We start from the raw sequence: 17,646 nt of genomic DNA, 5'->3' as shown, positions 1-17,646 counted from the left end.
GCGGCGGACCCTCACGGACGGTCTCCGGCCGGCCGCAGGCCGCGCAACAGCAACTCGAAATGCGTCTCGAGGTAGTCCTCGGGCGACACCTCGTGCCCGCACAGGCGTAGCGAGAAGCGCGAGATGGCCAGCATCAGCAGCGGCGCGATGATGACGTCGATCGCCGCGTCGACGTGCAGCGGACGAAACTCGCCCTGGTCGATGCCGCGCTCGAGCGCCTGCCGCAACAGCGCACGGCCGCGGCTGATCACCCGCTCGCGGTAGTAATCGGCGATCTCGGGGAAGTTCCTCGCTTCGGAAATGATCAGCTTGCTGACGCCGGCGAGCGCCGTGCTGCCGATCTGCTGCCACCAGCCGAGGAGCAGCTCGTGCAGCAGCTCGGCGGCCGGCCCCCGATGGGCCGCCAACCGTTCCTCGGCAGCGAGCAGCGCCGCGACCATGCCGTCCTCGATCACCGCCTTGAACAGCGCTTCCTTGCTCGGAAAGTAGAGATAGAGGGTACCCTTCGCGACCCCGGCGCGGCGTGCGACATCGTCGAGCCGGGTGGCAGCGAAGCCCCTGTCGACAAAGAGTTCCAGTCCCGCGGCCAGGAGTTCGGAGGGGCGCGCGTCCTTGCGCCGGCGGCGAGCCGAAGCCTCGCCCGGCGCGGTGGCCGAAGACTCGTGAGGGGCCGTGGGATGCATTGGCTCTGGTTAGTGACTGGCTGGTCAGTAATATAACGGTCATCGCTGCGGCAGTCAAATCCAGTGCCGGGATCACTGCCGGAGGAAGTCCGGCGCGAGCACGTCCCGGGGGCAAATCGGTCGCCACCAGGATCAAGACATGGGCCGGCACTCAATCATGAGATCCCGGTCACTTCAACCCGTACCAGACACCGCGTCCGCTGCCGTGCTGCTCAAGATGGTTGCGCCCGGTCAGGTCGCGGAAGTGCTGCTTGAGGGTGTTGCGGCTGGCCCCGGTCAGTTTGATGGCATCCATCATCGTGACGCGCCCATGTTCGCGGGCAAATTCCACGATCTGCAGCGACAGTTCGGGCAGCGCGGCCAGGACGATCCTTTCGCGCTCGACCTTCTTCTCCAGGCGCCGAACCTGTTCGGCCAGTGAGCGCAAGAAGAACACCAGCCATGGCTGCCAGTTGGGGGCCTCCGTGCGGATGGTGCCCTCTGTCTGGCACAGGGCCAGGTAATAGGCTTCCTTGTTCAGCTCGATCACACTCTCCAGCGAACTGTACGGCACATGGGCGTAGCCGGCCTGGAGCAGCAGCAGGGTCGTCAGCACCCGGCTCAAACGTCCGTTGCCATCCTGGAAAGGGTGAATTTCCAGAAACACCACGACGAAGATCGCGATGATCAACAAGGGGTGCAGATGCCCCCTCTCCCGTTCGTCGTTCACCCACGACGCCAGTTCGGCCATCAACCGTGGCGTGTCAAACGGTCTGGCGGTATCGAAAACGATGCCGATCTGTGTCCCGTTTTCATCGAAGGCGGCGACGCTGTTCGAATTGGTCTTGTACTGCCCCCGGTGCCGCGCATCCCTTTCGCTGTGGCGCAGCAGGATGTGGTGCAGTTGCTTGATGTGGTTCTCGTTGAAGGGGATGTCCTGCCACGAGCTGAACACCAGATCCATGAGTTCAGCGTAACCGGCCACTTCCTGCTCGTCGCGGGTGTCAAAGGACTGGATGGCCAGATTGGAGAGCAGGCGCTCGACCTCTCGGTCACTCAGCTTGCTGCCCTCGATGCGGGTGGACGAACCGATGCTTTCTATGGTCGCCACCCGCCGCAGCGCCGAAAGGCGCTCAGGCGCCAAGACTCCCAAGGCCCGCCATGCGCCTTTGAATTCGTCGATCCGGGCAATCAGGCTCAGGATCTCGGGTGTGATCTGGATGGTGTCTGAACGTAGCATGCAACCAATACTACACCCATTGACACCCATTTTGAGGCTGGGCGGCCTTGGAATGGGTGTCAATGGCAATTTCCTGGTTTGTCCTGAATCTAACGCCTCGCGTCGGGCATTGGTCAGCAAGTTTCAATCCACGCGCGCCCCTCGCGGGGCGCGCGACCAGCCTCGGGTACTACGCCACCTCTCCGGATGGCGTGTTTCAATCCACGCGCGCCCCTCGCGGGGCGCGCGACCCCCGAATCGCGAGGACCTCATCCGGGCCATCAAGGTTTCAATCCACGCGCGCCCCTCGCGGGGCGCGCGACCGGCGGAGTTCGCGCAATCCGGCGACGCCCACCGCGGGTTTCAATCCACGCGCGCCCCTCGCGGGGCGCGCGACCGCGGGCAGTCGGTCGGCTCGATGTCCCCTTTCGCGTTTCAATCCACGCGCGCCCCTCGCGGGGCGCGCGACCATTTGCCGTTCCGATTCAATTCCAAGATTGAAGTGTTTCAATCCACGCGCGCCCCTCGCGGGGCGCGCGACCCATTGGCGCTTTGCCTGAAGGCGGCTTCTTGAAAGTTTCAATCCACGCGCGCCCCTCGCGGGGCGCGCGACCAACTACGGCTTTGCGTACAAGGACGACTCGAGCCGATTTCAATCCACGCGCGCCCCTCGCGGGGCGCGCGACCGAAGCAGGCTGAAGCAGACAAGACTGATCTCGAAATTTCAATCCACGCGCGCCCCTCGCGGGGCGCGCGACCGAGGTTTGGGTCTGATGCCTGAAACCTGCAGAATCATTTCAATCCACGCGCGCCCCTCGCGGGGCGCGCGACCCCTTGGCGTATATGAGCTTGAAGCGCCAAGAGAAAATCCCGCGCAAACGCGAACGTCACCATGAGCTACTCCATTGACACGGTCGGTCATAGGGGTGGCCTCGTTTCTTCCGCAGAATCATGACGTTCCCGAGCGCGCGAACCGTCCACAATAAAGCCCGTCACTTGGGATTCGCGCTTCATACTACCAGTGGTCCGACAAAATCGGTGGCCTTGAATCGGCCATAGTCGCGCACTTCGCATCCTCGCGTGTCAGCCATTCGATAGAGGCGCAAGCAATCGTCGTTCGCGTCGATCTCGCGTAGCAGGCGACGCTCGAGTTCATCGAGCTGCATCAGATTGACTTGGCATTCAAACACCGATTTCTGGACACGTTGCCCTGTGCTCTCACAGATCTTTGCAACTCGCCGGAGGCGGCGGCGGCCCTGGGAGGTTTCGGTGTTGACGTCGTAACAGACGATGACGAGCATCGCAGTGGCCTTCAGCGCATCACGAACGGCATGTAGCCGTCTGATTCACCCCGAATGGCGCGCGCGAGCAAGCGAGCCTGCACGAGTGGAATCACGCCCAGCGGAATCGGCTGTGCCAGCAGTGGGTGCGTCATGGTTTCCTGTTTTCGCTCCTGAAACGCGACCACCACCGCCTTGCGGGCATCATCTTGAAGCATGACCGCACCGCCTTCGCGAAAGACGAAAGCTTCCGGATTGACCTGGCCGCGATTGATGAGGGTCAGTACCAAGCGATCTGCCAGCGGTCGGAATTCTTCCTGCAGATCAAGTGCCAGCGCGGCGCGTCCTGGGCGCACCGCATGGAGGAAGCCAATCTGCGGATCCAGTCCGGCGGCCTCGACGGCGGATCGGCAGTCGTTCATCCACATCGCGTAGACGAATGACAGCAGGGCGTTGAACCGGTCGCGCGGCGGCCGGCGGGTGCGGCAGTCCAAGGGGAAATGGGCGCGCAAGTCCGACCGCACGATGAGGTTCAGTACGGCGAAGTACTGGCGGGCAGCCACGCCTTCAAAGCCACGCAGGGCCTCGAGATCAGCCGCCTGCGGCAATCCGCGAAGGGCGGCGGCGAGATCATCCGCGCCCCGTGCCAGGGCAGCTGCATCCGTAGTTGACTTGGCTTCGCGAGCACCGCGCAGGAGTACCTGCCGCGCGTTCTTGATCTTGCCCGCGACGCAGGTGCGGGCGGTCTCGAGGGTAAACACTGCGTCATCGACGCGGCGGTGATGGGCCTGCCGCAATAGAACATTGCCCGACGTCGCGCCTTCGAGCCGGGCCTTGAAACGCCCGTGGTCATCGAGAAGAACCAGCGCAATGCCCTCGTCGGCCAGGCGATGCATCAGAGGCGCCGACAGACTGACATGCCCGAAGCACACGACGCTGGCCAGATGGTGCAGTGGTACCCGCAGGCGCACCCGGTGTTCGATCTCGACACACAGGGTATCGTTCTCCAGCCGCAGGTAGCTTGCCGACTGGGTGACGTAAAGCGTGTTCAGCAGTTGCACGTGGTTCTCAACGATTCGGGTCGAACAAGTCTTCGCGGCGGAGCAGCCTGAGCTTCCCAAGCGCCACCGGCTGGCACAGGTCGATCAGCGAGCATTCCCTGCAGCGCGTTTCGTTGTTCAGGGGCTGCGGGACTGTCCGGGACGCGAGCATCTGGCGGATCGAGGCGACGGTCTGTTCGGTGGCGGCGCGCAACTGGCTGGTAAACACTACCTCGCGACGGCGTTTGCTCTTGGCGTGAAAGATGGCTCCCTGCCGGATCGGCCTGCCGAACATCTCTTCGAGGCACAGCGCCTGTGCTGCCAGTTGCAGGTCATCGTTGTCGTGCTGCTTCTTCGCTCCGTGCTTGTATTCCACAGGGTAAATCGTTCCGTCCGGCCAGAACTCGACCACATCGCCCTTGCCGATCAGCCCCAGGCGGTCGCTCCAGATCGGCAGGGCGTACTCGACACGCGCGCCTTCCCGATTGCTGGGGTGCGCCATCTGGTCGACGCGGGCATGTTCCGCGTTGCCGTACGCCGTGTGCCGATTATCCTCGAATTCGTTTTCGAGATAGATCAGCGCACAGCGGCGATGGCAATACGCGTACTGGTTGAGCGCCGATACATTGACCGGCTCCAAATCGTCAGACACGCCCGCGGCGCTACGCTTTCACCAAGCACTGCTCGGTGAAGTTCCAGCGCCAGAGTTCGACGCCCTTCGGCACTCGATCCAGATGCACCTTCACGTCGTAGTCGGCATAGCTGCGGGGCAGTTTTCCATGATCTTTCAGGGCGGGCACTTCGATGACGCGGCCGAGGTCAAGCAAGTGATGCGCCGGCGCACAGCCAAGCATCGCTTGCCGTTCCTGCGCCTGCGGATCGCCATTGTTCGCACCGACGTGTTTGAACACGAACAGGTCACGGCATCCCATGACGCCCTTGGAGGCGGAACGGTCGTGGTCATACATGTTTGCCAGCGCTTCCCACAACTCGGCGAGGTCGGCTTCGGAGAATCCCGTTCCTTGCGCCAGATGCGCCGAAACGAAGCCTTTGGTGGCGTAGAGGCCGTACGAGATGAGGGACTTGCGGCCCATGGTGCGCAGGCTGAGTTCCGGTTTGACCTCATTCTCCCATTGCAGCATTTGTGTAGAGTTTCCTTGGACATCCTCGGCAATGGCAACGCGTGTGATTCCGACCTCTATTGGGAGGATCGGGTCGACAGACCGAGAGAAAGCTATCTGCACTGGCCCTCTGACTTGGCCCGCATTGGCTCCGGTCGACATGACCGCGCCGAAGGTCCTGACATCGTAGAAGCTACGGCACATCCAGTCACGAGCCGCATTAACCTTGGATTTCGGCGCCTTGGACTTCTTCTCTTTCGTCGCTCGTGTCGGCTCATCGCTATCATCGGACACCGCTTCTTCCATCTTCGGTACGCCACCGGTCTCTTCATGCGCAATAAGAATTTGGCGGTTCAAGTTGGTCGAGTGTTGAACGAAGATTGCGTAGCCTTGGCGAATGCCATGCTTGGTCTGCACGTAGTTGCGCACGCGACGTTTGATGGCCACGTCGGATACCAGACCATGCATGTCTTCGGGATCGATGCGCGGGCTGTTTCCGGCGTCGGGATCGCCGTTCGGGTTGCCGCGTTCGCAGTCAAAGAGATAAAGAAACTCATAGCGGTTCCTGATGGCTATGCCGTCGTGGTTGTTCATTCCTCATCTCCGTTTTGCCGATTGTTCAATGTGTGATTCTTCGGGCTGCGCAGCGCAACCAGTTGCTGGTAGTATCCCAGCGCGAACAGGCCCTGCCCTTCGAGGTCCAGCGTGCGCGGCAGGCCGTCGCCGAAACGGCCCATCACTTCGCCGATTTGTTGCTCGTACCAGAAAGGCCGGCCGCCGTCGAGTTTTCCCAGATGATTGCGGGCATTGCTCACCAGCCTCCCCAGAGTCAGCCCGGGCGCTGTGCTGGCGGCTGGATAGAAACGCTGCACTACGCCGGCGCCTACGTCGCCGAGCGCTTTGTGCTGCAGGCTTGCGAGCACGGCCAGCAGACGACCGCAGTGATAGGCCGGATCGGGATGGTTCGGGTTGAGATAGGGCTTCATGTGCTGATCTCCTGCTAAGGATCTGCGAAGAAAATAGGCTTTGATAAGACCCATTCGTGCGTGATCGAAGGTCTCATCCCTGATGAGTGCGGAGCGAAAGCGATCCAGCGCTTGTGCCATGAGTGACTGCGGTATCGTCTGTCCAGTGACGGCTGCACGCCACAGCACAGCCGTCGTCGAGGCGGGCAGATCCTTCAGCCTGCGCACCAGCGCTCCACCGACGGCGAGAAACTTGGGATCGGGCGCGAGACGGTTGTCACTGTCACGATGGGCGATCGACAGATCGGAGAACCAGGCTTCGATACTCGCCAATAGTTGCGCGAACTGCCCTTCCATCCAGTCGCGCACCATGACCCGACCCGATGCCCCGGAAAGAGTCATGGCGTAATAATGGTTGTGCCCCAGTTGCACTCGCTCCCCAGTGCGAATGGCCTGCAGCAGCTTGCGCGCCTGCCTCAGAGCGGAGGCGGTCTGTTGCTGCGCGGTTTGCGTGCCGTAAAGCATGGCGAAAGGGTCGTCTTCGGGAGGAAGACGATTGCGAAACCAGTACACCATCAGGGCGTTGGTTCTGCGCGAGGGATTCTTGCGCGCTGCCTCTTGCTGCTCCTTGACCAGATGGTTGATCGCGTCGACGTACTGCTGGGCCGCCGCTGCCGCCATCGCCGCGTTTGATGATTTCTCGAGTCCAAATGACCGAAAGGCCGCCTTGTCGAAGCCAACCAAGACGTCGCCCATGGCCAGCCCGCCGACACCCGTCAAGCCGGTCACTTTGGGCTGCGTCAGAAGTGGCTGGACTGATTCGCCGGTTAGAAGACATACCATGTGGCCCGGCAGGTTGCCCGCATTGCTGAAATTGCCAAGCAAATCTCGATTTCGCCACGCACGCCACCATGCCTGCACATCTGCTTGAGCACACGGATCGCTGTCGCCGATTTGCCATGTCATCCAGTCAGGAGGTTTGACGCGCTTGTCGAGCATCATCAGGCGCAACGCATCTCGGCCCGAGTTGTCGGCCAGAAGTTTGGCGGCGGGCCTCAAGCGGGCAATTTCGCGAGCGGCCTCGGTGAGCATCGCGACGTAGAAATCGTGCCGGCCTTGGCCCGAAGCCATCTTGTCGGGGGACTCGTCAGCCTTGAAGTGTCGTCCAATGGTCTGCGCCGTTTCAACCAAGAAGTGGGCTTTTCCTCCGGAAACCATGGCATGCATGTCTGGGCAACGTTCCATCTGAATACCTGACCTGCCATCGCCCAAGGGCACAATGTTCAGCAGATCGCCCGCCTCCGACAGTTGGATGCACCAGCGAACTTCTCTCGATTTAAAGCCGGGCTCACCGCCAAGCTTCTCGCCATACGCTTTCAGCGCATGCAACATGCTTACGCTCTCCGCGGTTTGCGAACGGCCTCGCTATCGTAATCCGGTACCTCTAGCACACCATTCTTCAGTGTGGCGTCGAAGACGGAAATGAACGGCGTCCCGTCCAGTCCTGGTACTTCGTTGCCGAGGTCGAATACGTCATAGAGCATCCAGCCGAGGTGCTGATCCAGGGGCGCCTGGGGCGATGGCGACGTGCCGGGAGGGATGTATTCGAAAAAGGCAGGGAACTCTCGGCAGCCGAAATACGGCTGCTGGAAGCATTTGCCGCTCTCCGCCCGGCGCACGAAGCAGGCGTTGAGCTTGCCGAGTTCATGCCGGTGCGTGGCGCGTGGTTCGATGCGCGCGGTTATGCGGTAGCGCACGTTCTTGAGCGCGATGGTCTGGCGCTGGGTGCGGCCGGTGGTTTCATCATCGCCATCCGCCCAGAGCGGCTGCGGATCTTCTTTGCCATTCATCCACTTGTTCAGTGTGGTCAGCCCGGGCACCGTGCCCTTGACTTCGTTACGACGCAGCGCGATGAAGCGCGGCATTTCCAGCACGTCGATGCGCGTCACCTGCCAGTAGAAATAGGGCCGAATGATCTCGCGCACGGTGTTTCCGGTCTTTTGCTTGTCCCGCCTTCCGTCCCAGTAGATGGCATCGAAGATGCCGCGTGCGGCCGATGGCGTGATGACCGGGTACGAAAAACGCTCGACCTTCATTTCCGGGCGGGTGAAGCAGGCGAGTTCACCCCAGACTTCGAGCGTATGGGTGTTAAGCGGCGTCTCTCGGGGTCCGTCGGGCATGGCGTTGCTCCTTGGCGACGTCGATCAGGCGATCATGACGATCTGATTTTGCGGCAATTGTAGCCCCAGAGTCTCGTCGTAATACTGGCCGTCCGGATCTTCGAGCACAAACCATTCGTCCGAAGCGCCGCCGGGTCGGAACCGGGCGGGAATCAGGCAGCCCAATGCCTCGGGATCGGGCCGGGGTCGATAGATGCTGACGGACAGCGTCTGTGCGTCGCGTATCCAGTCTCGGTCGATGCCGAAAACCGCCTGTTCGCGCAGTTGCTCGTATAACCCGATGCGGGGCTGCCACGGCACGACGATCTGGATGGCGTCCTGGTCGATGAGCCGATAGCGCAGGGCGATCTCGGGGAAGTCGAGTGCATGGATGGCCTCGGTCAGATCGGGGTTCTGTTGAACAGGGTCGCCTACGTCATACAGCGCCCGGTAATAGCGCCGGAAGATTGCGGGGTCGTGGATGTCCAGATTGCCGCCGGATTCGCGCAGGAGCGAGATAGTGACTTGGCTGGCCTGGAAGTAGGCAAAGTTCGGGTACATCCGTCGACGCTCGGTCGTCTCGGGTGCGGGGTCGAAGATCCGTACCTGGCCAAGTTGTCCCATTGCGTTCATGCGCCCCTCACGGTTGCAGCGTCCGGCGGCCTGAGCGATGGCTTCGAGCGGAGCCATCGCGCGATAGACCAGTGGAAAGTCGAGGTCGACGCCAGCCTCGACGCACTGTGTCGAGATCAGGCGGCAGGGCTGTGGTTGTGCTGGGTTCAGGCGCAGGCGCACTTCGTCCAGCACCGCCCGCCTGTGCGCCGTACACAGATTGGTCGACAAATGGTAAAGGCCTTCCGTGCCCTGCATGATCTTGAGCAAGGCGTGCGCATGGCGTTTGAGGTTGAGTACGCACAGGGACTGCGGCGCTGCATCGCGGCGCAAGGTGGTGGCGAGATCCTCCCAACTCAAGGCCTCGTCCGGCGCCGGCCATGCAACCTTCGCACGCTGGAGTCGTTGGAACATCAGGTGGTGGCCGGGAACGATCTCGCGCGGCTGCCAGCCCGAAACGGCATGCCTTCGGACGGCCTCATCCAGCCTATCGAATGCGGGTTGCGTGGCTGTGGCGAAGACCACGCTGCTGTTGTAGGCGTGCGCGAGGTGCGAGAGCGCAGCCAATGTCGGTACGGCGAGATGCTGCGGCAGGCTTTGCGCTTCGTCGAAGAGAATCACGGCATCGCGTAGCCGGTGCAGCTTGCGACAGGCAGAAGGGCGGTTGGAGAACAGCGATTCGAGCAATTGCACGTTGCTGGTGATGATGATCGGGGCGTCCCAGTTTTCCGCGTACAGGCGGCGCTGACGTTCGGCATCATCCAGTTTATCGGTCGCGCGGGTCGCTGCCCGAATACCAGCAAGGCTGTGGTGCTCAAGGATGAAGTTTGCCGGCTCCTCGGTGAAGACCTTTCGATACTCGCGTGCAGGCTGCTCGACGATGCCGAGGTAAGGAACAGCCAGGACCACACGTTTGAGGCGGTGCCGTCGGGCATGTTCCAGGGCGAACTGCAGCATGGCGAAGGTCTTGCCCGAGCCGGTCGGCGCGGTCAGGGAATACAAGCCATGTGTGCCGGCAGCGGCGTCGGTGACCGCCTTCCAGAGATCGGCACGGACGGTGCTGACCGCATCACTTGATTGCTTTCGACCACGCACCATCCGGCTCATGAATCTGTCTAGGCTGCGACTGGCTGCCTCGGCATCCAAGGACAAGCCCGCGTGGCGATAGCGTTTGCCATTCCGGTCACCCTGGAAGTGCGCTTCGGTGTCCAGGTAGTCTGCATCGACCAGGCACGAAAAGAGCATGCGCACATCGAGCATGCCGGCGACGGCGTACTGACAGGCATTGGGCTGAATGGGCAGAGCCAAGACGCTTGGAACGGTAGAATCGATGCCATCACCTTTGGCGCGAGCCAGCAGTCGGGCGGTGTCTGGGTCGGACAGGCGCATGTGGCGTCCTGCGGGAGATGCGCCGCCGCGAACCAACGTCATGCGTGCGCAGATGGCATCGGGCGAGGCGCATTGCAGCCCAACATGGTGCCCCTCGATCGCCAGCGCCGAAGCCAATGATCGAAAGTGCCAAAGTGCCACGTAGGCGCCGGCACTCCAGTGGTCCAGCCCGCTCTCCCCGCCGTCCAGTCGCTTCTGGAACAGGTCCCCGTATTTCCCCAAGTCGTGCAGGAGTCCCGCTAGTTCGGCCTCTTGGCGCCATGCCGCGTCGCTGGCGCGCTCACCAGCAAGGCGAGCGACTGACAGAAGATGCGCCGCCAGCCGATGCCGGTCGGAGCAGTCGTTTTCGCTGTGTGCCCAGTAGATCACGTTTCTGTCCTTCACTGCGCTACGAGGGGAATTGGGGAACAGCATAGCGGATACGGCGCGCGCGGAGCGAGCCCGTGGCCCTGGCCGACAGGGAGAATGGATGTGGGGCTTGGCAGCCCTGCAGCGTTGGCGGCGGGCAGGTGCCCGACAAACGCAAACCGGCAGCGTCGCCAGGTACCCAGAAGTTCAGGGCCGAGCCGGTGTTCCCCGCGCCCGCGGGCAGGAACCGGCGGTTGGTATCAGTGACAATGACGAGCCTCGGAAAGAATGTTGCTCCGCCAAGGGATCGGGCGCGAAGATTGCCCGCTTGGAGCCGGATCAAGGGTGAATCCCGGACAGCGGCCTGGCCATTGCGCTGATCCATTTGCCAAGGAATCCCTCGTCTCCGTTTCACCCGCGACTGCTCGCCGAAGCCGCATCGATGCGCTGGGCAAATCGGTTAACATGCTGCCTCGCCAACCCTTCGAGACCCTCCGATGAGCAGATTTCCTCTCCGCATGCAGCTCTTTCTGGTGTGCCTTGCACTGGCGGTAGGCTTCACGGTGTTCGGCGCCTGGACGTGGCACACCATCGGCCAGACCAGGATCGGCGGTCCTGGTTACAACCGCATCGTGCTCTACAAGGATCTGGTTGCCGACATCCTGCCGCCTCCGAACTACATCATCGAATCGTACCTGAGCGTCCTGCAGCTCGCAGACCCGGAGCGTGCGGGTCAGCGTGCGGCTCTCGTCGCCAAGATGAGCCAGTTGCGCAAGGAGTACGAGCAGCGCCACCAGTTCTGGCTCGAACAGGATTTGCCGCAGGGGATCAAGGCCCGTTTCCTAAACGATGCCCACCAGGCGGCGGTGGGGTTCTTCGAGCTGACAGAGCGCCAACTCCTGCCGGCCATCAATGCTGGCGACCGCGTGGCGACACAGGAAGCGCTGCGCAAGCTCGAAGAGCGCTATCTCGAACATCGTCAGGCGATCGACGATGTGGTGGCCCTCAGCACGCGCGAACTGCAGGAGGTCGAAGCGCGCGAGACGGCGGATCTGGATACCGACCTGTGGGTGTTGCTGGCCGTGTTCGTCGCCAGCATCTCGCTCGCCATCGTCGCCAATTACCTGTTCGACCGCTCGCTGCTCGCCGGCATGAGTGAAGCCGCGAGGCGTCTGGGCGATCTGGCGCGCGGCGACCTGACTTCGGCGACGCGCGCCGTCAGCCGTCGTGACGAAGTGGGGGACCTGCTGCGGTCGATCGAGGTGGCGGGTGACAACATCGCACAGACAGTCCGGGAGATTCGTGCTGCCGCCGAAACGGTCACTGACTCGGCGGCACGCGTCGGGGAAACCGTCGACGGTGTCGCCGAAGGCGCGCGCAGCCAGGATTCAGCAGCGAGTGCGATGGTTGCCGCAATCGACCAGATCTCGAGCGGGATTTCGCTGATGGCAGGGCAGGCCGCTTCGGTGGAGCAGCGGGTGCAGCAGGCCGGTGCACGCTGCGATCAGGGAAGTGAGGAGATCACCGCCACGGCGACCGTCGTCGAGACGCTTGCCGCCGATGTCCAGGCCACTGCCGATTCGATGCTGGTGCTCGGCGAGCATTCGCGGGAGATTTCCGGCATCGTCGGCGTGATTCGCGAGATTGCCGATCAGACCAACCTGCTGGCGCTGAACGCTGCCATCGAGGCGGCGAGGGCTGGCGAGCAGGGGCGGGGCTTTGCCGTCGTCGCCGACGAGGTGCGCAAGCTGGCGGAACGGACGGCGCATTCGACCGACCGCATCGCGACCATGATCACCCAGATCCAGTCCGGCGTCGAGGGTGCCATGCAGGGGATGCGCGAGGGTTCGGCACGGGCGCGCGCCAGCACCGATGCCGTCCACCGGGCGCGCGCGACGATGGCGGACATCGTCGCGCTGGCGCGCCTCCTGGTTGCGGACATGCGGCAGATCGCCGAGGGACTCGCGGCGCAGCGCCAAGGCAGTGGCGAAATCTCCCGTTCCGTCGAGAAGATGGCGAGTGGGGCCGGCGAGAACAGCGGTGCGGCACACCGGCTTGCCGGCACGGCCAGGGATCTGGCGGGAACGGCTGCCCAGCTGCGTCAGTCGGTCGGCGTCTTTCGCGTCTGAGGCTGTCCGCTGCATCCGGGCAGAAAAGCTCCTGCCGGCAGCGCGCGGCCGGATGCCAGCCGGGTTCTCCCGGCAGCCTACGCCAGCGACGAACTGAAGCGTATCCGCAGGCGCCGCAGCGTCCGTTCGGCGGCGAGGATGCCGCGGTAGTGTGCCTCCTCGAACAATGAAAAGCCGCTGACATCGGCGTGCGCGAAGCGCAATCGCTCGCCGTCGGCGGCAAAACGCGCGCGGGCGTCGCTCCAGATCAGTCCGGGCAGTGGCCTGACCATCGCGTGCGCATTGCGGAAGACATCGAGGCGACTGGTCACGTGCCGGATGTCGGCGTGCGGTTTCTCGAGTTCGGCGAGAATCTGCTCTGCCCAGGCCTCGCGCGGCGTCTCGCGCAGTGCCGCACGGGCGACTTCCGGCGTGAGCTCGTCGAAGCTCCGGTACCAGGTCAGGACAGTGGCACCCCGCCAGACGCGCATCTGCTGGTGCGTCGCGACGACGTAACCGAGGCCGCTGCCGCGATGAAGGACGTTGTCCCAGGCCAGCGGCGCACCGCTGCGCTCGCCCGGCAGGCGCGAGAGCGTCAGGTTGGCGACCAGCCACGGCGCGTAGCTGAAGCTGCGCGCGGCATCCTTGAGTCGGGCCTGCCCGCTGAACACCCAGGGGACGAGAAACAGCGGTGCCGCCCAGATCAGCTGTTCGGCCAGCACGCGCAGCGTGCGCTGTTCGCCCGGCAGCCAGAGATCGACCGCCAGCGGGCCGTCGCCGGTGCCGCCTTCGCCACCCGCGACGCGAAAAGCCAGGGCCCCGGTCAGCAGGCGATTGCCGGCGCGCGCCTCGATCGAGCGCAGCATGCCGGTGGTGAGCCAGGCGTTGCCTTCCGGTGCGGTGAGGACGGTGTCGCTGGCCGCGTTCTCCGCCTCGCCGCTGCGGCAGGCGAAGTAGTGGATCCCGGCCCAGGCCGAGACGGCAGAACTGGCCGTGCCGTAGTCGTCGCGGCAGGCGTGATTCACGTACCAGTGCAGCTGCGGCGAATCGAGTCCCTGTGCGAGCAGCCAGTCGCGCATGCTGCTGCGATCGAGCCGCAGCAGATCGGCATCGCGGCTCGACAACGCCATCGGCAGGGCGAAGGCGGGCCGGCCGCTGGCGTCGCGCCGTCGTGCAAAGGACTCGATGAGGTCGGCAAAGCGGCGGTACTGGCTGCGCTCGCCGGCACCGACTCCGGTCAGCGGCAGCAGGCCTTCCTGCCAGCGGCCGTCAAGGTAGAGACGCTCCTGCGGCGTCGCGCAGAGGTGGCCTTCGTCGTAGACGGGCCGCGCGGCGCGCGCGTCGCCGTGCAGTACACCCAGTTCGGCAAGCAGTTCGCGCACCGCAGTGGACTCGCGTGTCGGCAGCGGCAGGTAATGCGCACCCCAGGGGTAGGCGCTGACGGCGTTGCGGCCGGCGCGCGAGTTGCCGCCCGCCGCGGCCTCGAGTTCGACGAGCAGGAAATCGCCGAAGCCCGCCTGCGCGAGCTTCCAGCCAGCCGCAAGCCCGCCGACGCCGGCGCCAACGATGAGTACCGGCACCTTGCGCGTTTCGCTTGCTGCCGGCAGCGTCTGCTCGCGCAGGCGATGGCCGATCTGCAGCGCCGTTCCGAGCAGATCTCCGGGTGGCAGCGGCGGCTGCCGGTTGCGGCAGGCGGCAAGCGAAGCCGCCCCGGCGGCGGCGATCGAGGCGAGGAAGTCGCGCCGCTGCATCGCGCTAACGGATCACCTGCCGCCACTCCTGTTCGAAGTAGCGCACCAGGACCTGGTTGTTGAGGCGGTTCACCTCGGCATCGACACGCTCCATGTCGCGCGGAAAGGCGAACAGCGCCGGCGTGGTGTCGGGGCTGAGGAAGCGGGTTTCGACGCCGTAGGATTGCGGTGGCCGGTACGGCAGGCGACCGGCGAGGACGAAGCCCCACTCGCCGAACGAAGGGACCAGCGCATGGTAGGGCGTCGCCAGCAGGCCGACGCTTTCCAGAGTCGTGACGATGCACCAGAATGACCGGCGGGCGTATAGCGGTGAGGTCGACTGGATGGCCGCCAGCCCACCCGCTGCCAGATGCCGGTCGAGCAGGCGGTAGAAGGAGGCGCTGTAGAGCTTGCCGAGCGAGAAGTTCGACGGGTCGGGGAAGTCGACGACGACGAAATCGAAGGTCTCGTCGTTCTCCTCGAGCCACTGCAGCGCGTCGGCGTTGATCACCCGCACCCGCGGCGAGTTCAGCGCGTCGCGGTTGAGTCTGCGCAGGGGTGGTGCGCTGGCGAACAGGCGCGTCATCGCCGGGTCGAGATCGACGAGGACCACCGTTTCGACCTGCGGGTACTTGAGGATCTCGCGCACCGCCAGACCGTCACCGCCACCGAGGACGAGCACGCGCCGCGCCGCCGGCAGCGTCGCCAGTCCGGGGTGGACCAGTGCTTCGTGGTAGCGGTACTCGTCGCGCGAGCTGAACTGCAGGTTGTTGTTCAGGTGCAGCCGGAGATCGTCCTTCCAGCGGGTGAGGACGATTCGTTGATACGGCGTGCTCTCGGCGTGCACGATCTCGTCGGCGTAGAGCTGGCTCTCGGCGAGCGATGTCAGTTCGCCGGCGGCAGCGAAGGCGGTGAACAGCGCGAGCAGCGCGACACTGCCCTGCGCCCGCAGCCAACCGGCGTTCGGCAACTGTTCCCGAAACATCCACCACGCCCAGAGCGCCACGGCGACATTCAGCAAGCCAAAGAGCAGCGCGCTGCGGATCAGCCCGAGATGCGGCACGAGCAGGACCGGGAAGAGGATCGACACCGCGAGTGCGCCAAGGTAGTCGAAGGTCAGTACCTGCGAGACGACTTCCCTGAACACCAGATCGCGCTTGAGGATGCGCATGACCAGCGGGATCTCGAGTCCGACGAGCACGCCGACGGCGAAGACGACCAGGTAGAGGAGCAGCCTGAACGGCGCCGGTGACCAGGTGAAGGCGAAGAACAGCAGCGCGGCCGAGAAGCCGCCGAGCACGCCGACCAGCAGCTCGATCTGGATGAAGCGCAGGACCAGGTTCTGACCGATGTAGCGCGACAGCCAGGAGCCGACTCCCATTGCGAACAGGTAGCTGCCGATGACCGTCGAGAACTGCGTCACCGAGTCGCCGAGCAGGTAGCTGGCGAGGGCGCCGGCGATCAGTTCATACGCCAGTCCGCAGGAGGCGATGATGAAGACCGAAAAGAGCAGAGCCTGCTTCATCCTTCGGCGCCGGACGAAGTGTGCCAGCAGCGGCGGCGATCGCCGACGGCCGCGCGGCGCGGCCGTCCGGGTGCCGCCGGCGGCGGCCTGCGGCAGGCTGCGCGGGCGCGGTTCGGCTGGCGATTGTGGTCGGTCGGTGATGGGCGCATCCCCGGCATTCTATTCGCACGCGACATCGGCAGGCGCAGCACATACCATCACCGCAGGAGTGGCCTCGTCGGCTGGTCGCCGTCGGTCGGGGCACGCCTCGCCGTTGCTGCCGGCGGCGAACGGGTGTGGCCGACATCGCAGCGGCGAAATGGGCTACCGAGAGCCCGCTGTCGGCGCGGCGGCACTGCCCAGGCGCGCTGCTGCCCTGGCCCGCACGCAATCGATCCAGGTGGAGGCTTTTCCTGCCGCGCTGGGCATCGGCCAGGCCGAAGCGCCTGCCGGATGCTCAATACTCGGCTTTCGGCAACCTCTCGACCAGCCCGTCCCAAGTGACCGAAACCCCTGGCAACACGCCGACCACCGTCTCTCCGGCCAACTCCAGGACTTCCGGTTTGCCATACTCTCCATCGCGCAAGCGATAGACGGTGATCATCCGGTCGATCGGATGTACCAGCCAGTATTCGCGGACCCCGGAGCGTTCGTAGACGCGTCGCTTCCACACGTGATCGTGACTGGCGGTGGCAGACGACAACACTTCCACCACTAGGTCCGGCGCTCCGCGCACGCCGCGACGGTCGAGGCGAGACGGGTCGCAGACGACCAGGACGTCCGGCTGCAGCACCGTATCGACCTGGTCGTCGGCCTCGTCGGCCTTGGGCAGGCGGACATCGACCGGCGCGACGAAGGCGCGGCACGATTTCCCTTCCAGCGCCTGCCGGAGCTGGAAGTAGATTTCACCGACGACGTCCTGATGCGCCAGCGTGGGCGCAGGCGCCATCAGGTAGGCCGTGCCGTCGATCAGCTCGTAGCGAAGGTCTTCCGTCCACGCGAGGTAGTCGGCGTACGTGTGGTAGCGATCATCGCGAAGTGCCAGGCCCATGCGACCTCTCCTCAATGGGGGCGCTGAATGGCCGAGTATACTCCGCCTTGGCAGGTCGAACCCGCAGCGCTGCGCCGACGGGAAGCAGCGGGCCGCTTGCGCGATGTGGTCGGTTCGCGGGGTGTCGCCATCCTCGTTGGCGAGGTGGTGGTCTCCCGGCTGCAGTCGTCGACGTGAACGCTCCGCGCTGCGGCCCGCAGAAGGCACTCGGGCCGGACGACCAGTTAGCAGGTCCATTCCCGCTTCGCGACAGCCGTGGCGTCGGCCGGGCAGGAACAGGAGGGTCAAGTCCCGACACTTGCTGCGTGAACGGTGTCGCGCGCCGGTGGCTGTGCAGATGCACGGTTCCTCATCCCGAGGCCTGGGCGACGATGGTCGTGTCTAGCAATCGGCCGACAGGCGTCCTTGTGCCGCGCCAACGGCGCCGCCAGCCGGGGCCGACGGTGCTTCACCACAGC

General features: G+C 64.3%; 14 protein-coding genes and 1 CRISPR repeat array. Of the genes, 2 read left to right on the top strand and 12 right to left on the bottom strand.

Features of this window, described 5'->3' with window-relative positions; translation table 11 throughout:
• Window positions 1-11 precede the first annotated feature (11 nt).
• The 9 genes from HT579_01120 to HT579_01080 form a co-directional block, all read right to left on the bottom strand.
• Window positions 12-683, bottom strand: a complete 672-nt coding sequence (locus tag HT579_01120) for a TetR/AcrR family transcriptional regulator (GenBank protein ID QKS27689.1) — start codon at window positions 681-683, stop codon at window positions 12-14.
• Window positions 684-852: 169 nt separating this feature from the next.
• The gene (locus HT579_01115; protein ID QKS31423.1) at window positions 853-1,902 is read right to left on the bottom strand and encodes a Fic family protein; all 1,050 of its coding nucleotides are present in this window, start codon (window positions 1,900-1,902) and stop codon (window positions 853-855) included.
• Window positions 1,903-2,023: 121 nt separating this feature from the next.
• A CRISPR array of direct repeats spans window positions 2,024-2,713; the repeat unit is 37 nt; unit sequence TTTCAATCCACGCGCGCCCCTCGCGGGGCGCGCGACC.
• 178 nt (window positions 2,714-2,891) lie between these two features.
• Window positions 2,892-3,182, bottom strand: a complete 291-nt coding sequence (cas2, locus tag HT579_01110) for a CRISPR-associated endonuclease Cas2 (protein QKS27688.1) — start codon at window positions 3,180-3,182, stop codon at window positions 2,892-2,894.
• A gap of 11 nt (window positions 3,183-3,193) precedes the next feature.
• A complete protein-coding gene (gene cas1c, locus HT579_01105) occupies window positions 3,194-4,222 on the bottom strand; it encodes a type I-C CRISPR-associated endonuclease Cas1 (protein ID QKS27687.1) in 1,029 nt (342 codons plus the stop codon).
• 7 nt (window positions 4,223-4,229) lie between these two features.
• Window positions 4,230-4,853 (bottom strand): CRISPR-associated protein Cas4, encoded by a 624-nt coding sequence (gene cas4 / locus HT579_01100; GenBank protein QKS27686.1) that lies wholly within the window; start codon window positions 4,851-4,853, stop codon window positions 4,230-4,232.
• A 10-nt stretch (window positions 4,854-4,863) separates the two neighbouring features.
• Window positions 4,864-5,916, bottom strand: a complete 1,053-nt coding sequence (gene cas7c, locus HT579_01095) for a type I-C CRISPR-associated protein Cas7/Csd2 (protein ID QKS27685.1) — start codon at window positions 5,914-5,916, stop codon at window positions 4,864-4,866.
• A complete protein-coding gene (gene cas8c / locus HT579_01090; protein QKS27684.1) occupies window positions 5,913-7,679 on the bottom strand; it encodes a type I-C CRISPR-associated protein Cas8c/Csd1 in 1,767 nt (588 codons plus the stop codon). Before cas8c ends, cas7c begins: the two co-directional genes overlap by 4 nt.
• 2 nt (window positions 7,680-7,681) lie before the next feature.
• Complete coding sequence (cas5c, locus tag HT579_01085; protein QKS27683.1) at window positions 7,682-8,467, bottom strand: type I-C CRISPR-associated protein Cas5; 786 nt, start codon at window positions 8,465-8,467, stop codon at window positions 7,682-7,684.
• A gap of 24 nt (window positions 8,468-8,491) precedes the next feature.
• Window positions 8,492-10,816, bottom strand: coding sequence for a CRISPR-associated endonuclease Cas3'' (locus HT579_01080; protein ID QKS27682.1), 2,325 nt, complete (start codon window positions 10,814-10,816; stop codon window positions 8,492-8,494).
• 476 nt (window positions 10,817-11,292) lie between these two features.
• Between HT579_01080 and HT579_01075 the strand changes: the two genes are divergently transcribed.
• Window positions 11,293-12,924, top strand: coding sequence for a methyl-accepting chemotaxis protein (locus HT579_01075; protein ID QKS27681.1), 1,632 nt, complete (start codon window positions 11,293-11,295; stop codon window positions 12,922-12,924).
• 77 nt (window positions 12,925-13,001) lie between these two features.
• Here HT579_01075 and HT579_01070 read toward each other — a convergent pair whose 3' ends face one another.
• The 3 genes from HT579_01070 to HT579_01060 form a co-directional block, all read right to left on the bottom strand.
• Window positions 13,002-14,654, bottom strand: a complete 1,653-nt coding sequence (locus HT579_01070; GenBank protein ID QKS27680.1) for an NAD(P)-binding protein — start codon at window positions 14,652-14,654, stop codon at window positions 13,002-13,004.
• A 4-nt stretch (window positions 14,655-14,658) separates the two neighbouring features.
• Window positions 14,659-16,158, bottom strand: a complete 1,500-nt coding sequence (locus HT579_01065) for a polyamine aminopropyltransferase (protein ID QKS27679.1) — start codon at window positions 16,156-16,158, stop codon at window positions 14,659-14,661.
• A gap of 436 nt (window positions 16,159-16,594) precedes the next feature.
• A complete protein-coding gene (locus HT579_01060; GenBank protein ID QKS27678.1) occupies window positions 16,595-17,188 on the bottom strand; it encodes a Uma2 family endonuclease in 594 nt (197 codons plus the stop codon).
• 27 nt (window positions 17,189-17,215) lie between these two features.
• On the opposite strand from HT579_01060, the gene HT579_01055 reads away from it, so the two are divergent.
• Window positions 17,216-17,365: a hypothetical protein gene (locus HT579_01055; GenBank protein QKS27677.1), complete on the top strand. Its 150-nt coding sequence runs from the start codon at window positions 17,216-17,218 to the stop codon at window positions 17,363-17,365.
• The last annotated feature ends 281 nt before the right edge of the window (window positions 17,366-17,646 follow it).

Source organism: Candidatus Accumulibacter similis (assembly GCA_013347225.1).
In the GTDB taxonomy this organism is placed as follows: domain Bacteria; phylum Pseudomonadota; class Gammaproteobacteria; order Burkholderiales; family Rhodocyclaceae; genus Accumulibacter; species Accumulibacter similis.
Note: the sequence above shows the minus strand (reverse complement) of the source record. Positions and strands in the feature narration are given on the sequence as shown.